This is a genomic window from Photobacterium piscicola (assembly GCF_900166965.1).
Classification (GTDB): Bacteria; Pseudomonadota; Gammaproteobacteria; order Enterobacterales; family Vibrionaceae; genus Photobacterium; species Photobacterium piscicola.
Genome location: NZ_FUZI01000001.1, coordinates 798,337 through 811,782 on the forward strand (window position 1 = coordinate 798,337; position 13,446 = coordinate 811,782).

The window sequence follows — 13,446 nt, forward strand, 5'->3', positions numbered from 1 at the left end:
ATATAATCAGTGCTTATATGACGTCGACTAAAACTTTCGGCTAGTCACATCTTCGCATTCACCATCAATCACATTTGCTGTCGTTTGACGTTGCTGACGGAAAACACTGTTCATGGTTTCATCTTGGCCAGCAAAGCCTTCTGTAAAATTATTTTCTTCGTATTGCATGCCTTCAGCTGCAAGTTTACGTTTAATAAATGGCTTCGCAATCATTGCTGCAATACCAAGAAACAATGCCATAATGGCAGCAAAAGAAACTGCAAATAAACCGACTACAACAGCAAAAAAACCAGTAAGTAAATTTCTCATGGACACGCCTCTCTAAAATTATATCAATCAGGCCATTAGGTTATCCTAATGTTTATCTCATACCTGATAAGTCTGCTTATTCAAACATTTATTCAATACTTTTATTATCTATTTCAATAATAGCTTTCTATAAATGAACCAACAATGAACATAAGCATAAATTCGTTATCTAAACTGTGTTTTATTATACTTTATGCAGAAATGAAAGATAATTTTTATTAATAGATAAAACGTTACTATTAGTTTGCTGTTATGGCTACTTAGACGGCAAAGGCAGCGACACTGTGGATATCACACTGAATACGACTGATTTTATCGTTAGCTAATAAGAAATAAGCATCTTGTGGTAAATCTTGAGAGAAAACTTCATTGTAAGTCATGCCGACATAAACACCACGAAATACAGCGCCTGTTAACCCATGAGAAACAACAATGACATTTTCTGGCACTGAAACATCAGCCAGAAAATCTTCAATACGATCTTTAACGGCATAATAAGACTCAGCATTTGGTGCCATTAAATACCAATCACGTTGTTCACAAAGACGTGGCTGTGTTGCTTTAATATCAGGAATATATGCTTGTTCCCAATCACCTAAACAAAATTCTTGTAAGCGTGCATCTTGTACAATCTCACTTACATCAATACCTATTTGTTCAGCAACGATTGCAGCAGTTTGCATCGCACGGCCTAATGGGCTGGAATATATTGTCCATTGACGCTTATTTGCTAATTTGTTTTGTAGAGATAAACCAATCGCAGCAGCTTGATGTTGCCCCAAGTCTGTTAAGTTAGAATTACAATGTCCTTGTAAGCGCTGTTGTGCATTAAAAACTGTTTGACCATGACGTAATAAAAATATGCTTTTTGACATTGTGCCCCCTTGCGTGAGCTTTAGGTTATACCATCAAGGCATTCCCAACAATAACAAACCTAAAAACAAACAGTAATAATTCAGATTTCTTATGATTAGCCCTTAAGTTTATTACAAATAAAATTCCCATAAAAACATCACATAGCAAACGATTACCTATTTTAATCATTTGATTTTAAATATAAAAAATAAAAACACAACCGACAATAGCTCTCTTTATACCTCCAAGGCATCATGCTATGATGCCGTCCCTATTTAGCCAACGAACATATAACAGACAATTTAATACGCCTAACCTCTGCTTTGTTATAAGCAATTCGCATCTTTGGCTTATACGGATATAGCCTTTAAGTAATTCATAAAATAATTAAAAATCACTGAGAAACACTAACGATATCAATACAACTTTGTTCTCAGTCGATAACAAGAATAGAGACTATTAATGGTAAATATCATTATTGACGGTAACACATTCAAGGTAAGTCAACGTCTAACCTTGCTCAAAGCTGCTGAAGAATGTGGCATTACAATCCCATCGCTATGTAATATTGACGGTTTTCATCACAACTGTGACCTATGCGATGTTGAAATAGAACACCACGGCACAGTTAAAGCATGTCGTATTCATCCGACTGAAGGCATGGTCGTTACAACAACATCGACCGCATTAATTCAACGTCGTAAACACGCGCTGGAACAGATTTTATCCGCACCCAATATCAGTTGTAGTGTTCCTCCTTGCCAAGTTGCTTGCCCAGCAGATGTTGATATTCAATCTTATCTCTATTTTATTGCAACCAATCAACCTCAAAAAGCCATTGAAGTCATCAAAAAAACACTACCAATGCCATTGTCTATTGGTCGTGTGTGCCCTGCTTTTTGTGAAGCGAAATGTCAGCGTAAATTGGTAGATGGTTCGATTGCGATTCGACAAATAAAACGCTATGCCGCAGATATTGATTTAGCATCATTACATGCTTATACCCCAATAAAAAAATCCACTAAAGCGCAGCATATTGCCATCGTTGGTGCAGGTCCTGGTGGACTAAGTTGTGGTTACTTCTTAAGCAACGAAGGTTACAACGTCACTATTTTTGAATCAATGCCTCAAGCTGGCGGTTGGTTACGTTACGGCATTCCAGAATACCGCTTACCTAAAGCTATTTTAGATCAAGAAATTGACATCATGTGCCGTAATGGTATGACGATTGAAACCAATAAAAAGCTGGGGACGGATTTTACGCTATCATCATTACAACACAACTATGATGCCGTCTGTTTAGCAGTTGGTGCTTCACTCGCCAGTGAAATGCATTATCAAGGAACCGATCTTAATGGGCATTATCTTGGGGTCGACTTTTTAAAAGATCAAATGCTTGATAAGCACTACACCATTGGTAAAAAAGTGGCTGTTATCGGTGGCGGCAATACAGCAATTGACTGTGCACGAACCGCTTTACGTTTAGGAGCAGACACAACCCTTATTTATCGTCGCACCCGTGATGAAATGCCGGCTGAAGTTTATGAAATTGAAGAAGCAGAACACGAAGGGGTTAAATTCCTATTTTTGACCAATCCAGTGGAAAATATTGCTGATGACAATGGTCATATTTGCCAAGTGAAATTAGAAACAATGGCGTTAGGTGAACCGGATGCTTCTGGACGTTGTTCTCCTAAAGCGACAGGTGAATATATCTATGCTGAATTTGATACAGTGATAGCGGCTGTGTCACAAAAAACTAATACTGACTTTTTAGCTAACGAAACCACAGAGCTACCAATGAGTCGTTGGAATACGCTCAATACCGATGAGCACACCATGTATTCTGGCGTTGATAACATCTTTGGTATTGGTGATTTTCGTCGCGGCCCAGCCACTGCAATCGAAGCTATTGCCGATGGCCGTAAAGCAGCTCAAGCAATCGATGTGCAATTTGGTGGCAACATGGAAAAACTCTACACTGAGTCATTCCGTGAGCGCAATGTGGCTCGTGGGCATTTAATTCGCCCTGATCATGTCGATAAACTTAAAAATATTATGCGCTCATTACTTGCAGATAATAATTCAACAGATATTGAAGCTCAGCTTGAACATGCCTTAACACACGTTATGCGTAATCAAATGTCAGAGCTGCACGTAAACGCACGTCATTTAAGTTTTAATGAAGTTGAGAAAGGCTATAGCCACCAAGCGGCAATAAATGAAGCAAAACGTTGTTTAAGTTGTGGTTGTCATGATGGTAATGACTGTAAATTGCGTCATTACGCGACCGATTATCATGTTGATAAGCAATTGATCATCAGTGGATTACGTCCAATAATAGCTTAATAATATTTAGTCATAACAAAATTTTAGTGATAAAAAAGCCACTGCCAGTGTTTGTTGTAACAGCAAACACAGATAGTGGCTTTTATTTAAGCTAAATTAGCCAACCAAATTCATTGGACGTAATTTCACATATTCAAATAATTTATATTCTTCCGCTGTAGTTAGAAAATTCATAAAGTGTGTGCTTTCTAAATGCTCATCAAGATGTGCTTGAGAAAACCACACTTCTTGCATTACAAATAAACCATCGACGTTTTGATCAGCGAACAACTGGTAGCTCTCACAACCTTTTTCTAAATGCGTCGGTGCAATTAGCGACTCTAATAGTGCTTGTGCTTTTTCAATACAGTTTGGGTTTGCTTTAATTTCAGCTAATAAATAAATCATGGGTTAACACTCCGTAAAAATTTGTTCATCATGCCAGCGTGACTTAGGCACATTGGCATTAAAATCATCCGCACTATGGTAGCCAACAGGCACTACCACTAAACTAGTAAAACCTTGCGCGCTAAGATTAAACTCTTTATCTAATACATCACAATCAAAACCTTCAATCGGCACCGCATCAATCCCCATGGCTGCAACACCTAATAATAGTGAACCAATATTCAAGTACACTTGTTTTTGCATCCATTGATCAGCATCACCTAAGGTTTTTCGATGTAAATCAACAAAGAAATTACGTCCATCAACCATGCGCTGTTTTGATTGTTCATTAGAGAAACGGCCATCTTGCTGTTCAGACGCTAATAAGTCATTTAGATAATCATCATCAATAGCTGTTTTTGAGCAAAAAACGAGCACATGTGAAGCGTCCAACATTTTAGGCTTATTGAAAACATAAGGGCCTTCAGCTGATTTTGCTATACGCTGCTTGGCATCATCGGTTGCTGCGACAATAACATGCCAAGGCTGTGAATTTACACTAGAAGCACTTAATCGAATCAACGCTTTAATTTGTTGTAATTGATCATCATTCAACTTACGAGAAGGATCAAAAACTTTGGTTGAATAACGCTTTTCCGCAGCATCAACAATGCTCATATTATTTTCCTAGTACAGTATATTCCTTGAGTTCATACCATACTCTCTCATGGTAAAAAGGAAAACCTATCTAACTACCCGATTTTCCAAACTCATATTGAATATCAAATAACACTCTGTCACACATCAATTAACTTAATGCTTGCTCATCATTGATCATCTTAAACCCAGCTTGGCGACCCAACTCATATCCAGCGTTTAATTTATTTACATCACGTGTTAAACGTTTAATCAGAAAATCTTTATTTGGTACAATCGCAGTAATACGGCAATCAGCAGGTGGATTACGGATAAAATACAATGCTTTATTATACCGAGATTCTTTTGTAAGAAATTCTTGCCCAAATACAGGTGTTGTTTTGAATATTTTACGTGTTAACCACGGAACTTGATGACTATGAACAAAATTAGCCTGTGCATGAGATAAAATAACCGTAATATCACGCGCACCACGACGATAAGCTTCAATAACAGGAATAGGATCAGCAATACCACCGTCACTCATGGCAATACCATCCACTTTGGGGAAGTTACGGTAAACAATGGGTAATGCACATGTTGCTGTCATCAAGCTTTGTAAGTTATCTCGTTTCACTTCAATATAGTCAGCATCACCAGTAACAATATTTGTTGTTGTCGCAAATAAAGGAATACCTTGGCTTTCATATTTATCAATTTCTAATGGCAGATTGTTAATACTTTCAGACCATAACCAATCAATATCGATAAGATTGCCGCCTTTAGCAAAACGAAAATAATTAATAAATGACTTACTACGCGCATACTCAGTGATGACTTGATAATTACGCTTATGGTTTTTACATAAGTAACCCATTAGCACCATTGATCCAGCAGACACACCAATCGTAAAATCAAATGGGTTATAATTTTTTTCAAGAAATGCGTCTAAAACACCCGTAGCAAAAATACCACGCATGGCACCACCTTCAACAACTAAAGCACGCTTAGGTGTATCAGTCATAAACATTTATCCTTATAAGTCATGAACCAATTAACATTTAATTGCATATGGAATTAGAATATCAATATAAGGCGAATATTACTGCACCGAATAGCAGAAAATGCCTCTTTTTATTGCATCCTTAATTTTCATGGGTATATAGCAACTAACAATAGTATGTTTAGTCAATATATACGCTATTTCAACTTATAAAAATAAAGTAAGGCCAATGCTTATTACTCATTTATTGTGATTGCATTGATAAAACAGGCATCAATACATCGTTTACAATGACGACACTTTGCAACATCAATCGTTGGCTTTTTATCCGCCAGCCATAAGATCGCCTGCTCTGGGCAAACATCAACACAACTTTCACAATAACCATAAAGATTATCGCAAGTATTGCTGATTAATAACCGTGGTGGTGATTCTATTGGCTGACGTGCGAAGTGCGTAAATAACTGACGCCGACTATATTGCTTTGATTCACGCATTAAAATAGATCTTACCTGGCACTATTTCGGCATTAAACGTTTTTGCAAGAGCCACAATAAAAGCTTGGCCTAACTCAGCCAACTCTCGGTAAGCTCCAGTAGGAGCAACCTGTTGAAGTAGCGCTAAATAATGTGGAGCCCAAGGCAATAAATGTTTGGATAACAACTCAGTAACCGCATCCAAATTGTTATCTTCAATTAAACTTGCGATCACCATTAACATAAGTCCAAATTGATCTTCTGGTTCATTATGGCTCGTTTCAAATTTGATGCCGTATTGTTGTAAAAATTGTCGAAAATGGAGCGTTGAATCACCAAAGACCACCGCTTCTTTATCTAAATAAACTGATCCCCACGGCGGTGCTTTCATCTCCCCTATTCCGGTGAATAACTCATCATGCCAGACAGATAATGTATGGGGATCCGTTGCCGAAATTGCCGCTATCGTGGTATCAAACTGAGTAAAACCAGTATGATCCAAGCTTAATACCGCACTAAGGCCTACCGTTTCATACTGGCTGGGGTGGTAATAAAATAACCCACCAATAACTCGGCTCAATGTTTTTATATTTTCCATATCGCTACAAATGAACATCATTTCTCATAATCTATTAATTTACATCATTAAGTTAATAATGCTTTGAAACTATCTTACATATATTGACGCAAAACAATAAATGATAATTTCATGAAGGCATACTTTCTCCCCTCATAAAATAAAAAAGCAATGTCTTAAGGGGATAATGTGACAGATTCAAAAAAGCCACTTAGCGTCAGTCGTCGTAGCGTGCTAAAAAGTGGTTCTTTATTAGCAGCCGCAGCTGGAGGAATGTCCCTACCATTCACCAGCGTTAAAGCGATTGCTAAAGAAACCCCAGCAAAGCCCGATGAGAAAATCGTTTGGTCATCATGTACGGTGAACTGTGGTTCTCGCTGTCCTTTACGTATGCATGTCGTTGATGGTGAGATAAAATATGTTGAAACGGATAACACAGGTGATGATGTTTTCAACCATTCTCACCAAGTCCGTGCCTGTCTACGTGGCCGTTCAATGCGTCGTCGTGTCTACAACCCTGATCGCCTTAAATACCCATTAAAACGTATCGGCAAACGTGGTGAAGGTAAATTTCAACGTATTAGTTGGGATGAAGCATTCGATATTATTGGCAATAGCTTAAAACATACCATTAAAGAATATGGTAATGATGCAGTTTATCTTAACTACGGTACAGGCACACTTGGTGGCACTGTGACGAAAAGTTGGGATCCATCTAGCACGCTAATTGCACGAATGATGAACCTTTGTGGTGGTTACCTAAACCATTATGGTGACTACTCAGCTGCCAATATTGAACGTATGAGTGACTTTTTCTACGGTTCATTTATTGATAACAACAGTGTTGATGATGTACAAAATGCTGATTTGTGCATTATGTTTGGTAATAACCCAGCAGAAACACGTATGTCTGGTGGCGGCCAAGTTCATAGTTTTGTTGATGGCCAGCAAATCAGCCATACCCGCACAATTTGCATTGATCCTCGTTACACCGACACCGCTGGTGGCCGTGAAGATCAGTGGGTTCCAATTAAACATGGAACAGATGCCGCATTATGTGCCGCTATTGCCCATGTATTAATTACTGAAAATAAAGTTGATCAAGCTTTCCTTGATAAATATTGTGTTGGCTATGATGCCAAAACATTACCAGCATCAGCGCCTAAAAACGGCAGTTACAAAGACTATATTGTCGGTAATGGCGATGATAAAACACCAAAAACGCCCCAATGGGCTGCGCCTATTACCGGTATTCCTGCTGACATTATCATTAAATTAGCCCGTGAAATTGGTAACTCAAACCGTACTTACATCACTCAAGGTTGGGGATTACAACGTTCAGCTAATGGTGAGCAAGCTTGTAAAGCTATCATGATGCTGTCGCTTCTACGTGGCCAAGTGGGTCTTCAAGGTGGTGGTACAGGAGCACGAGAAGGTAGCCATAGTTACCCATTTGTACGCTTCCCTAAAGTCGCCAACCCAGTGAAAGCCTCTATCCCGATGTTCCTTTGGACTGATGCCATTTTCCGCGCCCATGAAATGACAGATAAAACAGACGGAATCTTAGGTGCAGAAAAACTCAATAATCCAATTAAATTCATTTGGAACTATGCTGGTAACTGTTTGATAAACCAGCACTCAGATATCAACCGTACCCATGATATTCTACAAGATGAAAAAGCATGTGAAATGATCGTTGTTATCGATAACCACATGACATCATCCGCTAAATATGCAGATATTGTTCTGCCTGACTGTACTACATCAGAACAATCTGACTTCTGTATGGACGGTGCTGCTGCATCTATGCCTTATTTCATCTTCGCTAGCCAAGCCATCAAACCCCGTTTTGAATGTAAGCCAATCTACGACATTATGTCTGGTGTGGCTAAGCGTATGGGTGTTGAAAAAGCCTTTACTGAAGGACGTACTCAAGAGCAATGGTTACAGTGGATGTATGCTGAAACTGTTAAGCAAAATAATGACGCAAATTTACCTGATTACGACACAATGCGTAAACAAGGGATCTATAAGAAACAATTTGATCGTCCGTATGTGCCATATGAAGATTTCCGTGCTGATCCCATTGCCAATCCACTTGCAACACCATCAGGGAAAATTGAAATCTATTCCGAGCAGCTAGCAGTTATAGCAAAAGAATGGACCCTAAGTGACGATGAGAAAATTACACCGATCGCTGAATATCACTCAACATTTAATGGTTGGGATTCAAAAGATCGTGAGCAATTCCCACTGCAGTTAACGGGTTTCCACTACAAAGCTCGTGCCCATTCAACTTATGCTAACGTTGATATTTTAAAAGCCGCAGCACCACAAGAGTTATGGATGAACCCTATTGATGCGACACCTCGTGGCATTAAAAATGGCGATCTTGTCAGTGTGCGTAGTAAACAAGGTGAAATGAATGTTCGCGTAAAAGTGACGCCTCGTATCATGCCCCATGTCACTGCACTTGGCGAAGGCGCTTGGTATTCACCTAACAGCAAAGGTGTCGATCAGGCTGGTTCAATTAATGTATTAACCACTAGCCGTCCAAGCCCGCTGGCGAAATCTAATCCATCTCACACTAACCTTGTTGAAGTGAAACTTGTGAAAAGCATGGGAGTTGCGTAATGACACCGAAAAAACAATACGGCTTTTACATCGATTCAAGTAAATGTACTGGTTGCAAAACTTGTCAATTATCATGCAAAGACAATAAAGATCTAGGTATTGATCGTAACTTTCGTCGAATCTATGAGTATGTAGGGGGTAACTGGAGTGAAAACAATGGTGTATTCCGCCAAGACGTTTTCTCTTATTACCTGTCAATTTCATGTAATCATTGTGATGATCCCGCTTGTACAAAAGTGTGCCCATCAGGTGCAATGCATAAGCGTGAAGAAGATGGCTTAGTGGTCGTCAATGAAGATGTTTGTATTGGCTGTAAATATTGCCATATGGCATGTCCTTATGGCGCACCACAATATAGCGAAGAAAAAGGTCATATGACCAAATGTGACGGCTGTTTTGAACGCGTCGCTGAAGGATTAATGCCTATCTGTGTCGATAGTTGTCCATTACGCGCAATTGAATTTGGCGAGATCGGTGAATTACGTAAAAAATACGGCACTAATGCTAATTGTGCACCATTACCTGATTCAAATATTACCCATCCAAACTTAATCATTAAGCTAAATCCAAATGGTAAGCCCGTTAATGATACCAGTGGATTTCTGCAAAATCCTCGGGAGGTAAAATAATGTTATATCCTGAATTACCTTTAGTCGTGTTTACTGTGCTGGCACAAACTGCTGTTGGTGGCTATATCACTATGGCAGGCCGTTTATCCCAAATGGACTCAACAGCAAAACAGCGTCAACCGCTGGTGCTTAGTATGTTTATTTTATGGGCATTTATGGCGATAGGTTTCGCGGCATCAACCATGCACCTTGGTAGTCCTTTACGTGCATTTAATGCGTTAAACCGTGTCGGTCACTCTGGTTTATCAAACGAGATCCTAACCGGTAGCTTATTCTTTGCTTTAGGTGGTATTTATTGGCTTGCTGAACTGTTTAAAATTGCGAGTGAGCATGTGTTAAAAATTGCCCGTATTGTTGTCAGTATTGCTGGTGTTATTTTTATGGCAGCGATGATCAAAGTCTATTTGATCAATACCGTTCCAGTATGGGATAGCAGTTTCACTTACGTCGAGTTTATTGGCACCGTATTAATGTCAGGTGTATTACTCGGTTACGTACTATTAAACCTAACAGGTGCAACAACCCCAACGTTAAACGCTAAATTAGCTACATTCGGTGTCGTTATTATTTCACTTCATCTAGTGATAACAGCTTGGCAATTAGTGAGTATCGCTGAAATAACAACATCAATTCAGACGGGTGCTGAACATTTAGCCATTTATTCAGGATCAATTATTACCCGTTTGCTATTGCTCGTTATTGCGGGTGGCTTATGGTTATTCTCTGCATTTAAATCATCTCAGACAACATCGGTTACTGCCTTAAGTAGCCTTGCTTTTGTGATTATGTTTGCAGCAGAAATCATCGGACGCGGAGTGTTTTACGGCTTACACTTCACCGTCGGGCTATTATAATTTAATCGATTATATCTGGCTTAAAACACCCAAATAAAAACAACGCCATATTGTCTCATCCTTTATGATAAAGATAAGACATATGGCGTTTTTTAGTTAATCTTTTTGACGGCCGTAAACTTTAACGCCTGCACGAGTACCATCAGAATTCCCGTACACTTCTAGCTTCTTCACACAACGTTTGTATGAAAATTTACGCCAGCTCGTTTCTTGATTTTTCTTCAGATCCCGATGGAAAGAAACATTACGCGTTTCACCATTTCTAAATGTTACTTTAATACGTTCAAGGTGTAAGTTACGTTCTGCTTTTACTTTAATCGCGTCGGTATTACGGCACACGACTAATGGTATTTTTGCACCATGATCACCGATTTCAAGCAAAATCGTGCGACCAAGCGTTATTTGGTCATAAGCATGTGCTACTGACATGCAGCCAAAGAAACTTACAGCAACAAATAGATAAGAAACCGCTTTTTTTATATTCATGATCTAATAAATAAATGAACGAGAAATGGCCGCTATCGTAGCGTAAATTCTAAAAAAAACGAGTAAACAATTAGCGATCAAATAAACCAGCGATCACACATTAACCTCATCAATATTTATTAATGCGTCAATATTAACTATAAAAAATAACCAGTATGGATTTTTATCATTAATCAATCACATGAAAAACATTAATTTCACTTATTTAACAAAATTAACGCATTTTCATTCAAAAAAAACGATGAGTTATCAGATAACTCATCGCTATTATTAGCCTATTTTTAAACAGCTGTTTTATTATTTATAATATGATTTAACAGCTCGAAAACTTGCCACAAAGGTGAGCCCTGCGGTAATAAGAGGAAAAACAAACATCAACGGTTTTAGTGTTGCCATTATAGCCATAGCAGGCTCTGTTGTTGGTTGATAAAGTGGAACATAGTAGATAATGCTATAACTTAGGCATAATGTTATGACTAAAAAAACGGTGGCGACAATCACACCAAATACCCATGATTCATCAGTCAACTGAGCAAAGATTCTTCCATAACGTTCAGCGCCTGATTTACTTAGACCGACCAATTTCACTATCCTTCATCATTATTCAGCTAATTACGGTATAAGGTAACAATATGTTGAGATCCAAACTCAACCATATCACCATTAACTAAGGTTACTAAGCCAATCTCAGCACTATCGTCAATCACTTCCCCTTTAATAACGTCAAACTGACACTCAATAATTTTCACTTTGATTTCATGTCGATTTGAACGTAGTTTTGCTGTTTCCCCTATTTCAATAGGCTTGTAAATATCAACAGGTGCTTTACCAAAAAAAGATCTTGGCCCTTTCACATCATCCCACTGCATCGTCATTTCCTTATGATGAATACCGACAAACTTAGCTTTGTTTCTATTTTATATAACAGCAATAATTTATATAATTATATTTATTATCACTTTCATTCAGTATTTAATTAATAATCTAAAACTAATATTTATATATGCCCTAAATACCACATCCTGTTAATCATTAATAAACATTACAATACAAACCTAGTGGCATATTAATATCTGTTAATTGATTAAGAGTATATTAAACAAAATCTATTCTGTGATTAATCCCACAAAATCACCACGCATTAAGTGCTACCAAACTAGATCAACAATACGTTCATCTGCAATATAATAAACAATATCGCCAGCTTTAAGTATCGTCGTTAAGCTAGGATTAATTTCACAGACTTTACCTTGTTGCTGCACTGCAATTATGATAGCTTCATGATGTTTTTTAAATATGTAATATATTGATTCTAAAGTAATATCGTTAATATCAACCGGAACTTCAATTGAGTATTGAGTTTGACCTTTATGTGCACTTACCAACTCTGAATGAATAAAACTTGAGCCTTTATCTATAACAGATTTAGCCACTAATTCTGTGGATAACGAAGATATACATTCTGAGTTAGGACAGTATTTATGTAACAAATCACGCTTAATCGCATCATCAAAGTGCGCCACCAAATGTGCATCACTATTTTGTTCTGCAATAAATAAACTCACGGTTAATGTCGCGTCATCTAAATCAGTATCAACAATTACTGCACTTGCGGTTGAAAGGCTAGCACGCTCCATTTCAATAGCATCTGTAAATGAATTAACCCGCACAAAATATATATCTGTATCAAATGGTGATTCATCATATTCACAAGAGACAACCACTACTTCACGTCGCCCTTGCTCCTCCCTTTTTAACATTTCAAGTAAATGAGGAGTTCGACGGCTATTAATGCCTATAACAATAATATGATTTTCTAAATTCAAATTTTGTTTACCTCTTCGATTTGCTCGCCAAAAATCAGTAAAAAAAACAGCTATTTTACCAATCGATAATGCGAATAATCCCACACCACAGGGAATAATAAATAAGGCTGCAAATAACTGTCCTTGTGCTGTTATTGGACTTAGATCACCATAGCCAACGGTACTACTTGTCGTCACCATATAGTAAATAAATCGCGCAACTTCATCTGTTAAATGCACTTCATGGGTAAACACTAATCCGAGCCAGCTAAGTACCACATACCCACTGACAAGTAACATTAATGTGTATCTATTAATGGCCATAAAATGCTTATCAATGATCTGCTTTATGACCTTTAATAGTGTATGCATACCCTTTCCCTTTGATTTACATAATATTCATAGTGTAGCGAATACTAACGTCGCTGTATGTTGCTATAGATACTATTTGTTACATAAAAACATAT

The 13,446-nt window shown here is 37.9% G+C and carries 15 protein-coding genes; 4 read left to right on the top strand and 11 right to left on the bottom strand.

The features are described 5' to 3' along the window. Positions 1-27 precede the first annotated feature (27 nt). Positions 28-309, bottom strand: coding sequence for a hypothetical protein (locus CZ809_RS03705; protein ID WP_080156071.1), 282 nt, complete (start codon positions 307-309; stop codon positions 28-30). A 260-nt stretch (positions 310-569) separates the two neighbouring features. Further along, positions 570-1,184, bottom strand: a complete 615-nt coding sequence (locus tag CZ809_RS03710; RefSeq protein WP_080156072.1) for a histidine phosphatase family protein — start codon at positions 1,182-1,184, stop codon at positions 570-572. 442 nt (positions 1,185-1,626) lie between these two features. Between CZ809_RS03710 and CZ809_RS03715 the strand changes: the two genes are divergently transcribed. Beyond that, the gene (locus CZ809_RS03715) at positions 1,627-3,513 is read left to right on the top strand and encodes an FAD-dependent oxidoreductase (RefSeq protein WP_080156073.1); all 1,887 of its coding nucleotides are present in this window, start codon (positions 1,627-1,629) and stop codon (positions 3,511-3,513) included. Positions 3,514-3,609: 96 nt separating this feature from the next. On the opposite strand, the gene CZ809_RS03720 is transcribed toward CZ809_RS03715, so the two are convergent. The 5 genes from CZ809_RS03720 to CZ809_RS03740 all read right to left on the bottom strand — a co-directional run bounded on the left by CZ809_RS03720 (position 3,610) and on the right by CZ809_RS03740 (position 6,592). Then, positions 3,610-3,900, bottom strand: a complete 291-nt coding sequence (locus tag CZ809_RS03720; RefSeq protein ID WP_080156074.1) for a putative quinol monooxygenase — start codon at positions 3,898-3,900, stop codon at positions 3,610-3,612. A 3-nt stretch (positions 3,901-3,903) separates the two neighbouring features. Continuing rightward, complete coding sequence (nfsB, locus tag CZ809_RS03725; protein ID WP_080156075.1) at positions 3,904-4,557, bottom strand: oxygen-insensitive NAD(P)H nitroreductase; 654 nt, start codon at positions 4,555-4,557, stop codon at positions 3,904-3,906. A gap of 130 nt (positions 4,558-4,687) precedes the next feature. Next, complete coding sequence (locus CZ809_RS03730) at positions 4,688-5,539, bottom strand: patatin-like phospholipase family protein (protein WP_080156076.1); 852 nt, start codon at positions 5,537-5,539, stop codon at positions 4,688-4,690. 215 nt (positions 5,540-5,754) lie between these two features. After that, a complete protein-coding gene (locus tag CZ809_RS03735; RefSeq protein WP_080156077.1) occupies positions 5,755-6,015 on the bottom strand; it encodes an ATP-binding protein in 261 nt (86 codons plus the stop codon). Continuing rightward, a complete protein-coding gene (locus tag CZ809_RS03740; protein ID WP_235865774.1) occupies positions 6,008-6,592 on the bottom strand; it encodes a molecular chaperone TorD family protein in 585 nt (194 codons plus the stop codon). The genes CZ809_RS03735 and CZ809_RS03740 overlap by 8 nt, the downstream gene beginning before the upstream one ends. Positions 6,593-6,760: 168 nt before the next feature. On the opposite strand from CZ809_RS03740, the gene CZ809_RS03745 reads away from it, so the two are divergent. The 3 genes from CZ809_RS03745 to CZ809_RS03755 are packed head-to-tail and all read left to right on the top strand — an operon-like array spanning position 6,761 to position 10,688. Then, the gene (locus CZ809_RS03745) at positions 6,761-9,205 is read left to right on the top strand and encodes a DmsA/YnfE/YnfF family dimethyl sulfoxide reductase (RefSeq protein WP_080156079.1); all 2,445 of its coding nucleotides are present in this window, start codon (positions 6,761-6,763) and stop codon (positions 9,203-9,205) included. Next, entirely contained in the window at positions 9,205-9,834 is a 630-nt protein-coding gene (locus CZ809_RS03750) for a DMSO/selenate family reductase complex B subunit (RefSeq protein WP_080156080.1), read from the top strand. The genes CZ809_RS03745 and CZ809_RS03750 overlap by 1 nt, the downstream gene beginning before the upstream one ends. Beyond that, a complete protein-coding gene (locus CZ809_RS03755) occupies positions 9,834-10,688 on the top strand; it encodes a dimethyl sulfoxide reductase anchor subunit family protein (protein WP_080156081.1) in 855 nt (284 codons plus the stop codon). The genes CZ809_RS03750 and CZ809_RS03755 overlap by 1 nt, the downstream gene beginning before the upstream one ends. A gap of 96 nt (positions 10,689-10,784) precedes the next feature. On the opposite strand, the gene CZ809_RS03760 is transcribed toward CZ809_RS03755, so the two are convergent. The 4 genes from CZ809_RS03760 to CZ809_RS03775 all read right to left on the bottom strand — a co-directional run bounded on the left by CZ809_RS03760 (position 10,785) and on the right by CZ809_RS03775 (position 13,351). After that, positions 10,785-11,174, bottom strand: a complete 390-nt coding sequence (locus tag CZ809_RS03760) for a DUF2541 family protein (RefSeq protein ID WP_080156082.1) — start codon at positions 11,172-11,174, stop codon at positions 10,785-10,787. 297 nt (positions 11,175-11,471) lie between these two features. After that, positions 11,472-11,762 (bottom strand): hypothetical protein, encoded by a 291-nt coding sequence (locus CZ809_RS03765; protein WP_144396145.1) that lies wholly within the window; start codon positions 11,760-11,762, stop codon positions 11,472-11,474. Between the two features lie 20 nt (positions 11,763-11,782). Continuing rightward, positions 11,783-12,043: a hypothetical protein gene (locus CZ809_RS03770; RefSeq protein ID WP_080156084.1), complete on the bottom strand. Its 261-nt coding sequence runs from the start codon at positions 12,041-12,043 to the stop codon at positions 11,783-11,785. Between the two features lie 279 nt (positions 12,044-12,322). Then, positions 12,323-13,351 (bottom strand): ion channel, encoded by a 1,029-nt coding sequence (locus CZ809_RS03775; RefSeq protein ID WP_080156085.1) that lies wholly within the window; start codon positions 13,349-13,351, stop codon positions 12,323-12,325. Between the last annotated feature and the right edge of the window lie 95 nt (positions 13,352-13,446).